General features: G+C 58.3%; 14 protein-coding genes. 9 read left to right on the forward strand and 5 right to left on the reverse strand.

What is annotated here, in order from left to right; translation table 11 throughout:
• Positions 1–5 precede the first annotated feature (5 nt).
• Both NB063_RS01195 and NB063_RS01200 read left to right on the forward strand, forming a co-directional pair.
• Positions 6–842 carry a hypothetical protein gene (locus NB063_RS01195; protein ID WP_250926901.1) on the forward strand — a complete coding sequence of 279 codons (837 nt, stop codon included), beginning with the start codon at positions 6–8 and terminating at the stop codon, positions 840–842.
• Positions 820–1,038: a hypothetical protein gene (locus tag NB063_RS01200; RefSeq protein ID WP_250926902.1), complete on the forward strand. Its 219-nt coding sequence runs from the start codon at positions 820–822 to the stop codon at positions 1,036–1,038. Before NB063_RS01195 ends, NB063_RS01200 begins: the two co-directional genes overlap by 23 nt.
• A 478-nt stretch (positions 1,039–1,516) precedes the next feature.
• Here the strand turns inward: NB063_RS01200 and queA are convergent, their stop codons facing one another.
• The 3 genes from queA to glgA form a co-directional block, all read right to left on the reverse strand.
• Positions 1,517–2,620: a tRNA preQ1(34) S-adenosylmethionine ribosyltransferase-isomerase QueA gene (gene queA, locus NB063_RS01205; RefSeq protein WP_250926903.1), complete on the reverse strand. Its 1,104-nt coding sequence runs from the start codon at positions 2,618–2,620 to the stop codon at positions 1,517–1,519.
• 1 nt (position 2,621) lies between these two features.
• A complete protein-coding gene (locus tag NB063_RS01210; RefSeq protein WP_250926904.1) occupies positions 2,622–4,418 on the reverse strand; it encodes a galactose-1-phosphate uridylyltransferase in 1,797 nt (598 codons plus the stop codon).
• 141 nt (positions 4,419–4,559) lie between these two features.
• Positions 4,560–6,047: a glycogen synthase GlgA gene (gene glgA / locus NB063_RS01215; protein WP_250926905.1), complete on the reverse strand. Its 1,488-nt coding sequence runs from the start codon at positions 6,045–6,047 to the stop codon at positions 4,560–4,562.
• Between the two features lie 252 nt (positions 6,048–6,299).
• On the opposite strand from glgA, the gene NB063_RS01220 reads away from it, so the two are divergent.
• Both NB063_RS01220 and NB063_RS01225 read left to right on the forward strand, forming a co-directional pair.
• Positions 6,300–9,728 (forward strand): serine/threonine-protein kinase, encoded by a 3,429-nt coding sequence (locus NB063_RS01220; protein WP_250926906.1) that lies wholly within the window; start codon positions 6,300–6,302, stop codon positions 9,726–9,728.
• Positions 9,729–9,998: 270 nt separating this feature from the next.
• The gene (locus tag NB063_RS01225) at positions 9,999–10,331 is read left to right on the forward strand and encodes a HesB/IscA family protein (RefSeq protein WP_250926907.1); all 333 of its coding nucleotides are present in this window, start codon (positions 9,999–10,001) and stop codon (positions 10,329–10,331) included.
• 183 nt (positions 10,332–10,514) lie between these two features.
• Here NB063_RS01225 and NB063_RS01230 read toward each other — a convergent pair whose 3' ends face one another.
• Together NB063_RS01230 and NB063_RS01235 are read right to left on the reverse strand one after the other, a co-directional pair.
• A complete protein-coding gene (locus tag NB063_RS01230; protein ID WP_322975036.1) occupies positions 10,515–11,993 on the reverse strand; it encodes a DUF389 domain-containing protein in 1,479 nt (492 codons plus the stop codon).
• A 181-nt stretch (positions 11,994–12,174) separates the two neighbouring features.
• Complete coding sequence (locus NB063_RS01235; RefSeq protein ID WP_250926909.1) at positions 12,175–13,386, reverse strand: hypothetical protein; 1,212 nt, start codon at positions 13,384–13,386, stop codon at positions 12,175–12,177.
• Positions 13,387–13,750: 364 nt separating this feature from the next.
• On the opposite strand from NB063_RS01235, the gene NB063_RS01240 reads away from it, so the two are divergent.
• The 5 genes from NB063_RS01240 to NB063_RS01260 all read left to right on the forward strand — a co-directional run bounded on the left by NB063_RS01240 (position 13,751) and on the right by NB063_RS01260 (position 18,489).
• Positions 13,751–14,980 carry a M24 family metallopeptidase gene (locus NB063_RS01240; RefSeq protein ID WP_250926910.1) on the forward strand — a complete coding sequence of 410 codons (1,230 nt, stop codon included), beginning with the start codon at positions 13,751–13,753 and terminating at the stop codon, positions 14,978–14,980.
• A gap of 69 nt (positions 14,981–15,049) precedes the next feature.
• Positions 15,050–15,358 (forward strand): FliM/FliN family flagellar motor switch protein, encoded by a 309-nt coding sequence (locus tag NB063_RS01245; protein ID WP_250926911.1) that lies wholly within the window; start codon positions 15,050–15,052, stop codon positions 15,356–15,358.
• Between the two features lie 144 nt (positions 15,359–15,502).
• Positions 15,503–16,492 (forward strand): adenosine kinase, encoded by a 990-nt coding sequence (locus NB063_RS01250; protein WP_250926912.1) that lies wholly within the window; start codon positions 15,503–15,505, stop codon positions 16,490–16,492.
• 3 nt (positions 16,493–16,495) lie between these two features.
• Complete coding sequence (locus NB063_RS01255) at positions 16,496–16,879, forward strand: response regulator (RefSeq protein ID WP_250926913.1); 384 nt, start codon at positions 16,496–16,498, stop codon at positions 16,877–16,879.
• The gene (locus tag NB063_RS01260) at positions 16,864–18,489 is read left to right on the forward strand and encodes a TrkH family potassium uptake protein (protein WP_322975034.1); all 1,626 of its coding nucleotides are present in this window, start codon (positions 16,864–16,866) and stop codon (positions 18,487–18,489) included. Before NB063_RS01255 ends, NB063_RS01260 begins: the two co-directional genes overlap by 16 nt.

An 18,489-nucleotide genomic window follows, 5' to 3' on the forward strand; every position in this document is an offset into this window, starting at 1 on the left:
TTCCCATGAATCTACTCGGGAAATCCTTCTCGGTTTTGATCTTGCTGCTCAGTGTGGTGTTCATGGTCTTGGCCCTCGCGGTCAACGCTTCGCACCGCAATTGGCGAGACATGGTGCTCGCCGACGATGGTCTAAAGGCTCAGATCGAAGCATACGAACGAACCAACGATCAGCTTCGCGAAGCTCGTGCTCGGACTCAGGCGGACCTCGATCGCGAGAAAGCGGCTCGGCGGACGGCCCTCGCTGCTCTGCAAACGCAGCTCGATCAGCTCGAATCCCAGCTTCGTGAGAGCGAATCGACCGTCCAGCAGCTTCAGGCCAAGAACACCGAGTTGGCCCAGCTCGACCGGAGTCGTGCTGAAGAGCTCGAAAAGTTGACTGCTGAGACGACTCTGTTGCGTTCGCAAATCCGCAAAGAACAGCAGGATCGCGATACCCTGTTCGCGGAAACGCTGAAATTGACTGATGACATGAACGAATTACGTGGGATCGTTCAGTTGCAGCAGGACCGAAACGACCAGTTGCTCACCCAGGTGACGCGTTACAAAGAAGTCGTCGATGCGGCGGGCTTGAACATCAACGATCCTCTCGATGGGGCACCGCCAGAGCGAAACGGCAGCGTGCTCGTAATCAATCGGCCGCGAAAATTGGTCGAGGTTTCGATCGGGTATGACGATGGACTGCGAGAAGGGCATTTTCTCGAAGTCACACGAGGCGGTCGTTACGTGACTCGTTTGCGAGTGCGTGAGACCGAGCCAGATCGTTCGGTCGCTGAGATTTTGAACGATTACAGCGAAGGAACGATTCAGGAGGGTGATCGTGTCGACACAACCATCGAGTAATTTTGGCGGTAAGCCGGCCAAGCGACCGGCGAACATTTTCACCGTGATGTTGTTGTTGGCGATGTTGTTCATGATCATTGCCGTTGTGGCGATGTACATTGAACTGAATCGCTGGGCACCGGATTATTACAAGACCAACACGGCCCGACCGGCGACATCGATGGTGGCACCGGCAAACGATTTCTACCTCGCGTAGCGGTCGCCTGGCCAAGCTAGGTGATTGATTCTCAATGACGTTCCGGCTCGTAGGTTTATCACCTGTGGGCGTTGGGGCGTCGCTTCTTTGGCGGCTTTCTGATGCCGCCCAATGGATTCGCCCGAGCGAGTGTCGAGTCCCATTTTCACGATGAGGCGGACGTAACGGGGGTTTTGCCGCTTTCGTCGCCGTCGTGATTGCCGCAAGGGCTGGGAAGATGCCGTCCACCTGCTGCGGGGTGAGCTAATCTCGGCTTTTTGGGGAATTCTATTAAGAAAGTTGTGGCTCGGCAGATTTCTGCTGAAGGATTCGGCCGGCGGGATCCGATACTACTGGTACCATGGATTGGGAGGGCGGAACGATCGGTGCCATCGTTCCAGCATTGATAGGGCCATGGTGAGGCAGGGAGGGCTTCACCATGGCCCTTCCCTTTTGCGCTCGCGTTGTTTTTAAGCTGTGCGATTCAAAATCTCGGACGCTAAATGATGAGCATCGCGTCGCCGTAGCTGAAGAATCGGTACTCCGATACGATCGCTTCTCGATAGGCCTGCATGATCAGGTCGCGACCCGCCAAAGCACTGACGAGCACCAGCAGCGAACTTTTGGGCAGGTGGAAATTGGTCATCAGCGCGTCGACGGCTGCGAATTGATAGGGCGGTTTGATAAACAGATCGGTTGCTCCGGTCCATTCTCGCAACTCACCTGCGTTAGCCGCCGCGGCGCTTTCGAGGACTCGCACGCTGGTCGTTCCGACGGCGACGCAGCGGCCACCGGCGGCACGTCGGGCGTTGATGTTTTCGCAGGTTTCTGAGTCGATCCGGCCCCATTCGTGATGCATGTGGTGCTCGTCAATGTTTTCGACCTCGATCGGGCGAAACGTTCCGATGCCGACATGCAGGGTGACTTCGTGGATCGAAGTTTGGCCTTTGGCAATGTTCTTAAGCAGGTTTTCGGTGAAGTGCAGGCCCGCGGTGGGGGCCGCAACGCTGGCCTTGTCCTCTTCGCGGGTGCTGGCAAAGACGGTTTGGTAGTTGACCAAATCCGCGTCGACCATTCGTCCGTCGCGAATGTACGGCGGGATCGGCACGCGGCCGAACCGTTCGAGCCAGCGGGTGGGTGATGTTTCGTGGCCAGTCAAAGACTCGTCGAGTAGCACGGATTCGGGGAGCGGACGGACGAGCAGGTGTCCTTCCAGGTCGCGGCCGATCACTTCAAGTTTTCCGCCGTCGCGGGCATCGCGATCTTGTAGCGTGATGGTTTCGCCGGTTTTCAGCGTGCCGCGGGTCTTCGTCAACAATTCCCAGATCCCCGACTCCGGATCACTCCGCAAGAACAAACCTTGCCAGCGTCCCTCGGTCCGCGTGCGGTAGCCGATCAGGCGGGCGGGCACGACGCGGGAGTTATTGAGTACGAGCGAATCTTCGGCCCGCAAAAGTTCCGGCAAGTCTCGCACGTGATAATGGTCGATCGTCCCATTGGCTCGATTGACGAGCATCAGTCGGGCGTCGACACGATTGCGGAGCGGTTCCTGGGCGATCAGCTCTCGCGGGAGCTGGTAGTCGTAAAGATTAAGTGAATGCATCCTAGCGAAGCACGTAGCGGGGATCGCTGAGTCGTGCCTGGGCTCGGTACGCCTTCGCGGCGGTCTCGGGGTAGATCGGGTTGATCATCGCTCCGGTCGCCAGTTCGAATCCGGCTAACCGAGAGACTCGCGGGAAAATATCGATCGCCCAGTGCTGGGATTCCTTGGCACCTTGGAAGTCAACCGGGCAGGTATGTACGAGGACATTGTACGCGGTTCGCGGGCGGAGTGCCTCCAGCCAACGGACGACTCGCAGGCTAAGTCGAGCAAGTTCGGCGAGCGGTCGCTCGTGCAATTCGCTAATGCAGCTGAGGTGTTCCTTCGATGTCAGACGTACCTGCATTGGGAACCGGCTCGCAAACGGGCAGTACGCAACAAACGAGTCGGTCTGGCTGACGATGCGAGATTTTTCGTCCATTTCGCCGCGGATCAGGTCGCATTGCAAGCACGAGCCGACGCGAGCATGGTGGGCTTGGAGTCGACGGGTGACCTGTTGCACGAGGGCGGGAACGCGGTTCGTCGCAATCAGTTGGCTGTGGCTGTGCTGCAACGATGCGCCCGCGTCGCGACCGACATTTTTGAAAATGCTGACGTGTCGCACGCCCGGAACGCTCCGCCAGTAACGGATGCGATCGGCGTAGGCGGCGAACACGAGTGCGATCTCAGACGTGTTGAGTTCACCGAGTGATTCGGTATGGCGTGGGGCCTCGATGATGACTTCGTGCCCGCCCATCGCGGGTTCGCAGGGAAACAGCTTCGCCGCTGGGGACGAGGGCGTCGGTTTTCTTCCTTCTCGAAAGATCGCTTGAGCATGACTGTATGAGGTGAAAGTACCGCCTGAGCGATGGATTCTCGCTGACGCGGGCATCGCTTCTTTTTCAGCTTGTTGGTCGCTAACGTCTTGGTCCGGCGGGGTATGGACACCGGCATCTTCGAGGCGGGTTACTGCGGGGTACAGGTTGGGAACGACACGAACGGCCCAATCCGGTGCGTTCTCGGTCGAAGTGGCACTTTGTGAGTCATGGGGATCGCTTTTTTCATCGATACTCGCTACCCAAACCGGGTTGGGAGTGCGGTGCTCTTCGCCTGCACAAAACGGGCAGTCAATCTCTTTGGCGGGTTGCACGAGGACATTGCCGTACTGATCAGGACGCTGGGAGCGGGTGGTTGCAAACCAAGTCCACTCACCGGTGATGAGATCGAGTCGAGACTGTCCGACCTTGGGGTCGACTGCGCTGGCAGGCGGTGCCGGAGAGGGAGCGGTTGCCGCTGCGTTTGGGGCGGGTTGCTTGGGAGTTTCTTTGGCAACGGTTTTTTCGGCCGCGATCTGGGTGGCGGCTCCTCCCTCGACTGCAGACGTCTCGACAGCAGCAATCGCATCGACCGGTGTCTCGGTGGTCTTGGCGTCGACGGGTTTGCCGGACGTTTCTTTGAGATCGACGTTCTCGTCGGACCGATCCAAGACGGGGGTGTGTTGGTCCGAGTTGGGCGTCGGGGCTCCCGAGATAACGGCCTTCAGATCGTAAAGCTTGCTGTCGGTACCGGACTGGTGCGAATCAATGCGGTGACGGCTACCAGGGGAAATCTCGCGGATTGGGCCGCTGTCCGAACTCGTTTCTGACGGCTGGCCGTCAACAACCGGGGGGACCGTGTTTGGGGTCTGGAGGGTGTCCGCCGACGCATTGGCTAATGTGTCCCCCTCGAGATATCGATGGTCGCGGCGACTCGCTCGTAACTGCCTATTATCACGTCGAAGCCGTAAACGGTTGGCGTTGAGTTCGACGCGAGTAATAGCCATGAGGGGGGCATCCGGTTGAAGTTGCTGAGGCCGAGACTGGGCGACGAAGCGGGGGGGTTGCCGTCATTCTACGGAAAATCTCGGTCCTGGTAGGGGGTAAAATTCAACTAGATTCGAACATGATGCCGCAGTCCGTCGATCTTATTTTGCGCCCCTTCGTTTAAGGGAAATCGTCCGCGCATAGAGTTCTATGTATTGGGATGCACTTTTCCGCCACGACCAGTCGCGTGTCATGGCGTGCGTCACAATTTTTTTCCAAATATCTTTTTCGTGGAAACGCAGTTGCAATGCGTCCCCGATTGCCCGGTCCAACGACGCCGCGTCGTAGGATCGGAGGTGGAAACCGGTGGCGGTACCGTTAGCAATGGTTTCGCTGTTGGTGTCAACAATGGTATCGGCCAACCCGCCGGTAGCGGTGACGATGCAAATTGTACCGTAGCGCAAACTGTATAGCTGATTCAACCCGCATGGTTCGTATCGGCTCGGCATGACAAAAAGATCACTTGACGCTTCGATACGATGTGCGATCGGGTCGCTGAATCCGATGTGGGCGGCGAGTTGGTCGGGGTGCTCCTCGGCGAGCCAACGTAGCTCGCTTTCGATCACCGGGTCACCGCTGCCGAGAACTGCCCATTGCGTAGGCCGTCCTTCACGCAAATGCTCGCGAATCACCGGCAGAATGAGGTCCCACCCCTTTTGATCGGCTAGCCGTCCGACCAGTCCGATCAGCGGCACGTTGGGATCACTCGGAAGCCGGAGTTCGGCTTGCAGTGCGAGCTTGTTTTCGAGCTTGCCGAGTTCCCAAGTGTCTACGTCGTAGTTGCGGACCAGGTGGACGTCTTTGGCCGGGCTCCAAACTTCGGTATCGATGCCGTTGATAATTCCGGAAACACGATCACCGAGGCTTCGCAGGATTGGATCGAGCCCGCATCCATGCATGGGGGTTTTGATTTCACGGGCATACGTGGGGCTGACGGTGCAGACGTGATCGGCCGTCACGATGCCGGTTTTGAGGAAGTTCAGGCCGCCATAGAATTCGAACGATTCGCTGCGGAAACGGTCCCAAGACAATCCGGTTAAGGGGAATTCGTCGGCCGCAAACGAACCCTGGTACGCGAGGTTGTGAATCGAGAGCACGGTCGGGGTTTCGACGGGCAGCCCACCGACGCCGTTTTGAATCAGTGCGGGAACGATTGCGGTCTGCCAGTCATTGCATTGGATCAGGTCGACCCGCTTCTCGAGCCGTTTCATGACTTCGATGGCCGCCCGGCAGAAGAAAATGAACCGTTCGGCGTTGTCGCGGTAGTCGCCGTGTTTGTCGCCGTAGAGGAACGGGCGTCCGTAATACTGTGGTTGGTCGATGAAATAGACCGGAACATTGCCTCCCGGCAGATGGCTTTTGAGCACGCGTCCGCCAACGATACGATCGGTCGGCATGTCGATCGCGAAGCTGATGTTGGTCTTCTCGATCTGCATGCCCGAGCGACGGATGGAATCAAACGCGGGCATGATGACCGCGCACTGATGACCGCCTGCCGCGACGACACTCGGCAGCGTGCCGCAGACATCCGCGAGACCGCCCGTTTTAGCGAAGGGGACGGATTCCGTTGTAAGGTAGACGATGTTCAAATTAACACCGGGGGGTGACGAAGGGAGGGGGAAAGCAAATCAAAGATGTCTAAGTTCTCGGTCGCGGTGCGGGCTACCTAGCCTCAAAATCGTGTCGGAATTTCATAAAGCCTGTGGTTTTTAACGTTCTCGAATCGATCGGGCGCCGCAAAACGGCATCGCACACAATAGACTAAAGGAAACATAGGATGGGATGTTGTACCGAGACGTTTCTCTCCCGAACCCTTTTCGACTGTTCCCAGATCGCTTTTCATGCCGCTTCCCCTCGCCGAATTTTGGAAACGCTTGATTCAAAGTGGTCTTGCTGACTCGTCGGTACCACGGCAGTGGGCGGCCGATTACGCCGGTGATCATCGGGCAACGCCGCCTTCGGACCCTTTGGGCCTGGCGCAGTGGTTGGTTGAGACCGGTCGGCTGAGCCCTTTCCAAGCATCCTGTTTGCTGAACAGCTCGCCACAGGCTTCTGGCAAGACGGGTGAGAATCCGGCTGGGCGATTTCCGGTCTTGCGGATTGCACCACTGACGCAGTCTGGCGAGGCCGCGCCGCCGCCGTTTGCAAAGTGGTTGCCGGTGTCACATGACTCGCATCCTGACGAATCCGGCCTCGTGCTGCAGATCGTACCGACGCGATTGACGCCCGTAGACGGGGACCGATTACGAGCGATCGCGGGGATACGCGGACCCGGATTTCCTGCCCTCGAGTTGATGGCGCTGCCGCATGGTCCGCTGGGGGATCGCAAGACGACGATTCCGATTGACGCGTCGCTCGATGCGGTGGGGCTGTTCGCGGTTCTGCCCCCAGGCAAATGCTTGGCCACGCTGATCGCGTCGAAGTCCGCTGCCGCCCATTCGCGATGGTCAGCAGCTGAGATCGTTCCGTTGATCGAATCATTGGCAGCGGGTATGGCGACGTTTGCTGCTCATGGTCAAGGCAAGATGCCGCATCCGCCCATGCCGTCGCCGGACCGAATTTGGGTGCCGGATGACTCGAGTCTGTCGACACAGTTGTGGCTTGATCCTGCCGAATACCTCTCGTCGGATGTCTTTGAGACGCCGGTCACGATCGATACAGATGAATCGCAAGTCTTGTACGCCGCGCCGGAAGCACTGGGCGGTGAAGGTGAGCTGACGCATTCACTTGAAAGTCAGTCTGTCTATGCGCTGGGTTGTTTGGCGTATCGATTGCGATTCGGACAGCATGCGTTTGGCGCGGCGAAAGAGGAACAGATTCGATCTCGGCAGCTCCGATTCGAGCCACCGGAACTGAGTGCAGCCGTCGCCAAAGGGGCTGCGGGCGAACCGTTATTACGAGTTCTCGCGTTCGCGCTCGCGAAAGATCCCGCTTTGCGTTTCCCATCTTTGGATGCTTTTGTGACTGCGTTGCGGGCGACTGTTCCCGCAGACGAACCGAGTCCAGCGTCAGCTGGCGCCTCGACGGCAGAACCATCCTCGGCGGTTCCTGTGGCCGAACCAGCCGGACGTGGCGGTGAGACGTCCCAAGCCGAGGCGGGAGCCCAAGTGGATGTCACCGCACCGCCGTCGGCCGCCGCATTCAAACCACCGGCTCAAGGTAAAGCATCCAAACCTGAGTCAGCAGCAAAACCGCAAGCCACACAGTCCGCAGTTTCGCAACCACCGAAACCCTCGCCAGTGGTTGCTGCGCCGAGACAGGCTCCTGGGCCCGTTTCCGAAGCTCCACCCGCTCAACCAAAGCCACCCGAGGTTGCTCCTCCGCCCGCTTCGAGTCCGGTTGTGGCGTCGCCTCACGCGGTCCCGGCTGCTCGCGCCGTTTCGCCGGAGCAAACATCGATTGCTTCCGAGGGTTCGGCTCCCGTGGGGGCAGCGATCGCGGTGGCCGGACCGGCCCATGAACCTTCGATAAGGCGTCGTTCGGGAAGCCGTCGAACCGCCTGGTATGTGCTCGGAAGTTTGTGGATTCCGATTTTCTTGTTGATCTTCGCGCTTGCTCTCCAAGATCCCAATGCGCCCCGTCCGGTTGCCAAACGGACGCGGCCACCGATTCCCTCCGTGATCCCATCGGTGACCGGCAATCGGTCCGAGCCGAAAGTTCCCGCCAAAGTGCCGCCACGGCCCCCACGTCAGTACCCAGAGCTGGCCGATCCCAATTCGTTTGAGGTGGTTTCCGATCCGAGAATGTTGTGGGCTCCACCGTCGGCAATCGTTGAGAACGTGAATTCTCAGCCGGCATCTTCGGCGACGATCCTGTTGCCGCCCGGGCCTGCCGCGATTTTGACGTTTGATTTGCCACATTTGGTTTCGACCGGGCTGCGCGACGTCTTTGAGCCGGAACTCGCTCCGCTGTTTGAACGGTTGCAGAAGCGAATCGCGTTACCGCTGGACGACATCCGCATGATCGCGATGGCGTGGTTCCCGGGCCGTGACGGCGTGCCAGAAATCGCACTCGCAATTCATTTGAAATCGCCTCGCCCGCTCGACGAACTCACCGAAGCCTGGGATGTGTCGATGGCTCAATTGCCCGGCGGCGTGACGCTCTACGCAGGTGATGATCCCGACAGCGATGCGTTCTATCCTCATTTCGCGGAGGTTTCGAAGAACGCCGAGGAAGGGACCGCGGATAAATCGCTCGTTGATGCGTTTGCGGTCGGCTCGATCGCGAGGATCAGCCAAGTCGCAGAAGTCGAAGGGGCGGCCGTCTTGCTGCCGCGACAGCTCGAGGAGCTGTGGGTGACTGCACAGCCGACCGATGCGGTCGCATTGCTGACTCAGCCGAACTTTTTGATCGCGGACGCTCGGACGTGGGTCAATCAAACGGCTCCAACGTTGATGAGTTGGATTCAGTCGACGTTGATTCCGGAATGCGGCGGGCTGTTGCTGCGAGTCGCCTCGGTGCCGCCCGAAGGTGAGGGCGAGGGCAAAAACACGACTGAGGTTGCTGCTGCCGATGAGGCTCCGACGGGATCTCGAGGCTGCTATATGGAGGTCCGGTTGGCGGCGGCCCCAGGTATGGACCCGATGGCGCTTAAGACAAAGGTGCTGGCGAAGGTGAACAATGCGTCCGTCGCGGCGGAGGATTTTCTCGTCACACGAGAGGTGGACCCGTCATGGCGGCTGCTGGCCTCGCGTTTGCCCAACATGTGGGCGTTCGTGCAAGAGCAAACCCGCTCGGCGGCGATTAAGCGGGAGGTGATCGTCAACGTCTACCTACCACCGCTGGCCCTGCCTCAAGTCGCCCTGGGGACGCTTTTGGCAGCCAATACGACCATCGGCGGCGACACGATGGCGGTCAAAACACTGACGCTCGAGGAAATGCTCGATCGACCGATGTCGGTGAGTTTCGGCCAAGAATCCCTGCAGTTTGCCATCGACACCATTATCAGCGAGTTTGCCGCCGATCTGCCTGAGGGCAACCCGCCGCCGAAGGTCGAGATCATCGGTGGCGATTTGCAGCTGAACGGGATTACTCAAAACCAGCAGGTTCGGAATTTCGCGAAAACGGACCTGCCGCTGCGAACCGTGTTGACCGATCTCATGCTCGGTGCCAACCCCGACCGCACCGCGACGGGCCCGAATGATCCCAAACAGTCGTTGATTTGGGTCATTGTGGGCGAGGGGGCAGATGCCGAAATTCGGGTTACGACGCGTGAGGCGGCGGCGAGCAAAAACTACCAATTGCCGAAGGAATTCCAGCTGGCAGACTAGGTCGCGTCCATTCTCGCCTGTCCTTCACACTTGACGGGGAGTACAATAACGCACACCTTTGCCGCACACCGGCGTTGATCGCCAATGCCGCCAATTTGGCAGTTAAAACGTTTGGCAAGCGAATTGCTGTATTTGGTGTTGATCTTAGTGCTACTGTGCACCCACACTGACGGTGTTCCGAACTAGATACAGCTTTCAGTTTGATCCAGTCCTCCTTCGAACACTCTCCACACATTTCCGACCCCTCCTTCCTGGGAGTTCATCTCAACGATGGCCATTAAATTAACCGAACGTGCCGCAGCTGAAGTCCTGCGATTCCGCAAAGAGCACAATTTTGACGACTCGATGCTGTTGCGTATCGGTGTCGCCGGAGGCGGCTGCAGCGGCTTCAACTACACGCTGAATTTCGACGACAACTACGACGAGAAATCCGACAGCAAGTACGAGCACCACGGCGTTGCCGTCGTCGTCGACAAAAAGAGCGCGTTGTACCTCGACGGTACCGAAGTTGATTGGTTCGACAGCCTTGAGAAACAAGGCTTCACCTTCAATAACCCCAACGCGGTCAAGAGCTGCGGTTGCGGAAGCTCGTTCCAAGCCTAAACATCCCAGCCTAGTCTCCGTTTGCGAACGGAGCGTCCGGATTTGAACAGAACCGACGTGCCGACGAGGAGTCATCCTCGCCGAAGCGTCGGTTTTTTTATGTCCACACTGATCCGATGTTTCCCTTCCAAGGCCCGCAGTTCACTCCAACGACTTCACGCTTAACAGCGGGCGGTCATCCGCTCAGAGGAACAGTCGTTCCAGGTGCATCATCCAAACCAGCACCAGCAATACGAGCGTGATCAGAGAAACCATCGTCCGCGTCGCCCATTTGTTGCCTGCCGGTTTGCCCGATCCATTGGTCGATTTGCCCGGGAGGGAGGTGTCGATCCGCAGGCCTCGCGCGTACAGCACGAACGACGTTCCGATCATGATCGTCAACACGTTGACGCTGACCAGGAGCAGTGGTCCGAAGACGGGCCAGCCCTGAGGCGTCGAATGCCAGGCACCGAACGCGGTTTGCAAACCGGCCGTGGCGATTGGCGGAACGAGCGCCGCTGCGATCGCCGCCCCCGCGAGTGCCGACGACAAATGCCGCCGTGTCCGTGCGTACGACGCTGCCATCCCGCCGACAAGGCCGACGCAGAAATCCAGGGGGGACGGGTTGCAACGGCTCCACATCTCCGGTGTAACGACGGGTTGCTGAACGAGGCGGACGAGTAGCCCGAACAGGAAACTCGACACAAACGCACCGACAAAACCCATGCCGATTGTTAGCAACGAGGTTTGGAAGAGCGGGCGATTGCCGTGCGCCAATGACAGACCTGCGCCCATGATCGGTGTCATCAAAGGCGCGATCAGCATCGCGCCGATGATCACGGCGGCGGAGTTCTGCAGCAGTCCGAATGCGGCGAGCATTGCCGCAGCAGAAATCAGTCCCAGGAATTCGAGGTTGGGCTGAGAACCTTCTTGCAGCGTTGTTGCGAGTTCCAACCGCAGGTCGCGGTCCATGGGTTCAGCGACATGACTCGACCAGTACCGAATCTGGGACAGCAACGACCGGTCCCATCCCTCTTGGCTGCTGACCAAACCGATCGAGGCTTTGGTTGTCGCTGAGAGTAATGCTCTCGCTAACGGGTAGTGAAGTTCGGTCGACGGGGATGGGCCGAAAGGGATCCAAATGAGATCGCCTTCGTCGCAACGTTGACGTTCCAACTCCAGGGCTTTTTCGACAAGAGCATCCGGATCCACATCCGCATCCGTCAACCAAACGTGGTCGAGTTGCAACGAAGTCGTTGTTTTGAGCAACCGTTGCGAAATGAGGTTGGTTGTATCGCCGAATGCGTCGTCTAACGAGAAGATGTGCTTTTCGCTGTGAGGCGGTGGCGACTTCACGCCGAGCCAAACCGTTTTGACGCCACAATGTTCGAACACAGACGCTTGAAATCGATCGTCATCGACATCGTCGATCATCAACAGCAGCCGGCTCTTGTTCGCCAACAATTTTGCGACGACCGATTTGACTTCCGCCTCGACCAATTCGATGGGGCCATGCGGGCCGCATTCATCGAGAACCAATTCCACTCGCTTTGCCAACGCGCGATGGTCCAGGCCGAGCACGAACGCGTTGGGGGCGTAGCCTGTCGAGTCAGCAAAGCGGGTCAGCCATGGCAACCCATCGGCGAGTTGTTGCTGAGATCCGACGAGAAGGGTGACGTACATATCGCGAACCGATCCAGCCATGACAACGGGGCCGTGAAATTCCAGTGGTGTTCCTTTGCGAGGGCTTGGCCATTCGGCCTGGTGGCTCGCCAAGAAACACCGTGAGACAAGAATGCTAGCAGATTCATGTCGCGGCGGTTATCGCCAGAATTTTTCCGCGTCGGCGCGGAGACGGAGCCGTTCAGCGTGGCTGTTTTACGAATCGCCAATCGGGAATTTCCGCGACCCGGGCCTCGGGTTGTAAAGCCGTTTGAGGCGTTTGCTGGGTTGCCGCAGCTCGCTGTGATTCGGCCGATTGCTTTGGTCGGACCGCGTTGCCCGGGGTGGGCGCGTGACTTGATTGGACGGACGGCACCGGGTGGGACGATCGAATCGGTGCGTTGAAGTCGAGCTGTGTTTGTTGCAGTCGTGACGGGCGGGCGGAATCGAGATTGTCGAGAGGTTCGGTGATTCGCTGCGGAACGGTCTCGCCATCTAGAATTTCTTCGTCCAGGATCTCGACATCGAGTTCGTCGTATTGTTTGGGAAACGGCAATGGTTGGTCCTGGAGAAGTTCTTCTTCGCGGAGTTCTTCTTTCTGGGGAAACGGTGGCAAGAGCGTGTCCAGAGGCAATTCGCGATCGCTCGGGCTGTTCATCCCGTCTTCGCCTTCTGCGTTGGAATCGCCGCTGAACGGTTTGGTTGAGTCAAGTTGTTCGTCTTCACGCCGAAATCTTTCGAGGCGTTCTTGCCGGAGTTGTGCCTGAAGTTGTTCCGTTTTGGCTTCGTCGAGCTTGCGACGTAGTTCAGTGCCGACCGGTGGTCCGCCGAATGTTTGAGACGGTTCGATGTCCTCGGGATTGATGAGGTATTTCTCGAACTTCTTTCGTAGGCGTTGTTCGGCTTGGAGTTGGCGGAGTTCCTCGAGTTCTTGGACACTCAGCGCGGGCGCCGCTGGCGTTCCATCCGCGGTGGCGTTGACCGACCCCCGGGTGGAATTGAGCAAGCGGTTCTGTGGGAGAGAATGTATGGCGTGTGTCTCTCGTTCATAGCGTGGTGCCGCGACGCCTGCTTCCGGATCGATGATCGGTTGAACAGGTCCCCGCGATGATGCTTGGGCTTCGCGGTGGCTGACTTGGGCAGCGTATTGATCAAACCGGTGATAGAACGTTTCAGGTCCACGTGGTGACGTGATCGGATCCACGCTCGGCAGCCTCCGAGGTTGACAGGTGGGGCATCCGGCGATGCGTTCTTGAGGGGTGCCGACGCGAGCGGCATAGGATCGTGGCGGTAAATCTGCGAGGGGGCGAACGCCGCTGCTATGACACGTGTGGTATCCATCACCCCAACAACATCCGCAGACGCGACCGCCCCGTGCGAGTGTTTCGGGGAAGCCTGCGGTGGCAACGGACAAGACTGAAAACACCCCTTGCGGAACGAATACCGCAGCGAGCGGGCTCAGTAAGATGCCCGCAAGGAGTAAGCGTTTTTTGGACCGTGTCCGGTTTGTCCACGCATTTTTGGATGGAGTGTTTTGATCAGTGCGACGTGTTTTGGTTGGTAACGCGGTCATAAAATTTTTGCAGTTACAAAAAAGAACGATTACGGTTTTGGACGAGCGAATGGTTGTAAGGGCGCAGCGTCACGTCTTTCTGCGAGCACAACGGGCTCAACCGGTACGATCGGACGTTTAGATCGAATCGTTGCGACCGACCCGAGTATCTATTTGGAGTAGTCGGTGTCTCGGCAGGGTCGGTTCGGTCAGGTAATTTGTAGGGATGATCTACCAAACACTAAAACAAACAGCAGCAACTTCATCCGATTCTGACTCGTCGTCGGAGGGCTACGCGACTCTGTTCGCGGGGCTCGCGGATCGAAACCCAAACCTTTTCCGACGGATCGGATTGCCGTTAGGAGATCCCACGGCTTGGATCGAATTACCGTCTGGAAACAAGATCCGAATCGTTCGCGATTTGGAGATGGATCGCACCCGCGCCGCGGGCATCGAGGAGGGTGACGATCACGCCGCAATCGAACTCGGTACCGTCTTTTGCCCAGCTGATTTTCCGCCGACCAACGGTTCATTGAGTGCCGACCGTGAAACGGCCACCGCGCAGGCGGTAGCCGCCTGTTTGCAAAAGGAAGGTGTCCGCCGAGTTCGTGCAGATCGTACGTTGCCCATGATTTACGTTTGGCACGTGGCCGCCGCCGGGATCGCGATTGACTACGACGATGAACTCGGCGTGATCGATCGACGTGTCAAAACGGCCAGCGAAGTCGCGGCCCTGCGTCAGGCCCAACATGTTACCGAGCAAGTGATGTTGCAGATCTGTCGCCGGATTGCCACCGCATCGGTCGACGATGACGGGCATCTCATCGATGAGTCTTATCTGTTGACGAGTGAACGGATCCGGGCATTTGCCGCAAGATTGTTCATGGATCGCGGTTTCACGATGAGTCATGGTGCGATCGTGGCTGCTCGGCCGTTTTCGGCCGATTGCCATCATGCCGGCACGGGGCCGCTTTCGACCGGTGTGCCGATCATCGTCGATTTGTTTCCGCGAGACGAATCGACCCGTTACAACGGTGACTGCACCCGAACCGTCGTGCACGGCACCCCCAATGACGAGGTGGTTCGGATGCACGCGGCCGTGGTCGCATCCAAAGCGGCGGGTGAGGCAGAGATGTACCCCGGTCGGACCGCCGACGCGGTTCACAAAGCGGTCATCCGAGAACTCGAAGCCGCCGGTTATCAATCGCGCCGGGGCGAGTTGACCGACGAAGCCTCAATCCAGCACGGTACGGGGCACGGCATCGGATTGGACGTGCACGAGCCGATTTTGCTTGACGACGGCGGTGGCGAGTTGCTCGAGGGCGAAATGTTTACGGTCGAACCGGGCTTGTACGGACGCCGCGATGGCGGGGTGCGGGTTGAGGACATGGTCTTGGTGACTGAAAACGGTCCGGAGATCATCAACGAGTTGCCGATGGGGCTGGATTGGACCTAAGCGAACACAATCGCTCAAGTCATCACCGCCGTCGGTTCGATACCTGATGTGAAGGAATCGACGGAAAAAATGACCCAAACCGAAACATCCTCACCACCGGCTAACGAAACGGCGGCGGCTGCACCGATGCAGCCGCAGTACCGTGAGCGTTTGCTCAGCATCAAAACCCCGGTCACGGTAACGTTGGCCGAGCGAAAGGAAACGCTGCGCAATATCCTCGCCCTTGTTCCCGGATCGATGTTGACGTTTGAAACACACTGCGATCAACCGTTGCAGTTGTCAGTCGGCGGCCACCCGATCGCGACCGGGGAAACGGTCAAAATCGGTGACAAGTTTGGCATCCGCATCCGCGAAATCGGCGTGCCCAAGACCGACTGATGAGGGCATCTGGAGCAGGTGTTCGGGGGGCGAAACGTCGTCCCCTACTTGCTCATACGTGGCGAAGACCGCATTCTGGGGCACCGCTCGCGATCGACCGCTGGGCGGCCATGTCGCTTTCCCCCCAGCTCCTGAATCCTCCCCATGAATCATGACGTCTACGCCGTCGGCAATGCGCTCGTCGACATCCAAGCTCAAGTGAGCGAAGAATTGCTCACCAAACTCGCCTTCGAAAAAGGCATCATGACCTTGGTGGATGACGAGCGTCAGGCGGGCGTTTTGTCAAATTTTGACCTCCCGTCGCTCAACCGCTGTGCCGGCGGTTCGGCCGCCAACACGATCGCAGCGGTCGCCGATTTTGGCGGAAAGGCGTCGTTTGTCGGCAAAATCGGAAACGACGAAACCGGAGAGTTTTTCCTCAAAGACCTACGGAATCTTGGCGTCACGATCGATGTCGATCCGCTCGAGGGGGCGCCCACGGGAACCTGCGCGATCCTGATCACGGACGATGCCGAACGCACGATGTTGACGAACCTCGGTGCCTCGTCCCAACTGTCGGTGGAAGATATCGATGAAGCGGCGATCGCCGCGGCGAAATACATTTACATCGAAGGTTACCTGTTCACCGGGGATTCGACGAAGGCGGCCGCCTACCGGGCGATGGAACTGGCCAAGAAAAACAACGTCAAAGTCGCGTTCACGGCGTCGGATCCGTTCCTGGTCAACATGATCCGCGACGAAATTTGGGACCTGATCCGCGGCCCCGTCGACCTGTTTTTCTGCAACGAAGAGGAGGCGCAGAGTTTGACCGGTCTTTCCGATCCGATCGCTTGTGCGAGCAAAATCCACGAATCGGCGGAGAATGTCGCCATGACGCTGGGCGAAAATGGTTCGATCCTGATGCACGGCGGCGAGGCGATCGCGATCGAGGGAGTGAGCGTCAAAGCGGTCGACACGACCGGGGCGGGCGATATGTATGCCGGTGGAGTTTTGTATGGTATTACGAATGGATTATCATGGAAGCAAGCAGGCCACCTCGGCTCGCATGCCGCTGCTCGGGTTGTCAGTCAACTCGGAGCACGTTTGGCGACCCCATTCACGAAAGATGAAGTCCAAGAGCTAACCAACGTGTGAGCTATGATTGCGAACGTTCTAATCACCGATGACGACGCAGGGTACCGAGAAACTCTCTGCGACGCACTTGCGCGTCGCGGCTTGAATTTGCATCAAGCCAAGGATGGTGACGAAGCCCTCGCGGTGATTGAACGGGAACCGATCCATCTCGCGTTGTTGGACGTTCACATGCCACGTGTGACCGGTCTCGAAGTCATCCGGGTGCTCTCCGAGCGGCCCGGAACGATGCCATATATCTTGATGAGTGCGATGATGGATGAAGAAATTGAGCGCGAGGCGGCGAGGATGCGGGCCTACAAGATTTTGCATAAACCGATTCGTTTGAAAGTCCTGCGGGACATCGTCTGTGGCGGATTGGCCGAGACGTATGGGTGGCGTCCCTCTTGAACTATCCATTACTGCTCCGGTTTCTCGGAACGATTTGTTTGCTCATCGGTGGATCGATGGGCTTTAGCCTGCCGTTCGCATTCCCTCGATTCGCCGAACGGACGCATCTGCCACCCGCCGCGGAATTCGAACAGCAGGGTGCGTACGGGTTGCTCGCCAGCATGATGGTGTGTTTCATCGTCGGGCTCGCGTTCCGATTTTTCGGACGCTCCCACCGCCAAGGCGGACATCTGTTTCGCAAAGAAGCGATGGCGATCGTCGGCCTGTCGTGGGTCAGTGCCACCGTGCTCGGGGCGTTGCCGTATTACTTCAGTGGCACGCAAACGACGGCAGAGAATCCGATCACGTTTATTGAAGCGATGTTCGAATCGCAGTCCGGATTCAGCACCACGGGGGCGACCGTGCTGACGGATTTGGAAACGCCCGGGATGGTGCCGCACTGCATTTTGTTTTGGCGTTCGTGGACTCACTTCCTCGGTGGGCTCGGGATCGTTGTTCTGTTCGTGGCGATTCTCGGTCAAGGTTCGGCGGGGAAAGCGATGATGCGGGCGGAGATGCCCGGTCCTACCAAAGACGGCAGCATGCCGCGGATGCAGCACACGGCGCTGGTCTTCGCCGCGATCTACTTGGGGCTGAATATTCTGCTCACGTTCATCTACGCGTTTGAAGGCATGAGCGCCTTTGATGCCATGTGCCACGCGTTTGGGACGATGGCGACGGGCGGTTTTAGCACTTACAACCGATCGCTCGGCGGATTTGATAGCCCGCTGATCGAGTCGACCACGATCGCCTTCATGGTGCTCGCCGGTACCAACTTCACGCTGTTGTATCTAACGCTCGTTGGCGGCCCGCGACGGTTGCTCCGTGACGTGGAGTTTCGAGCCTATGTCGGCATCATCGGGGTGGTCACGGCGGGAGTCGTTTTTTTCGGGATGAAGGCGGGCGATGACGGTTTTGGATCGCTCGCGACCGCCGCCCGAAATGGATTGTTCCAAGTCGTTTCGGTGATGACGACGACCGGATACGGGACGGCGGATTTCGACACCTGGAACAATTTCGGGCGGGGGATTTTGTTGTTGCTGATGTTTGTCGGCGGTTGTGCGGGCAGCACCGGGGGCGGTTTAAAGGTGATTCGGCACGTTTTGTTCTACAAAATCTTGCATTTGGAGATGGAGCGCGCCCACCGACCACGAGTAATTCGGCCTTTGAGAATTAGCGGCCAGGCGGTCGATGATCCGCTGCTGGCGCACAATATTTTGCTTTATTTTTGTTTGGTGTTGGCCATTTTCGTTTTCTCATGGCTCGCCCTGATCACGTTCGAACCCAATTCGACGTGGGGTGTGGTGGAGAGCGACGTGGCCCAACAATCCGAAGTCGGAAAACAGTTGCTCAAGGGAACCCTCGACGACAAACTGCTAGATAGCGCTAGTGCCGTTGCCGCGACGCTCAACAATATCGGCCCTGGGCTTGGTGTGGTCGGCGCGACCCGTAATTACGCCGGGTTCAGTCAAGGTGCGAAGCTATTGTTCGTGTGGTTGATGATGCTCGGACGCGTCGAGATTTTCAGTGTGCTGTTGTTGTTCGTACCATCGTTTTGGCGAAGGGTGTGA

Origin of the sequence: Aporhodopirellula aestuarii, assembly GCF_023701485.1 — a bacterium.
GTDB lineage: Bacteria > Planctomycetota > Planctomycetia > Pirellulales > Pirellulaceae > Rhodopirellula > Rhodopirellula aestuarii.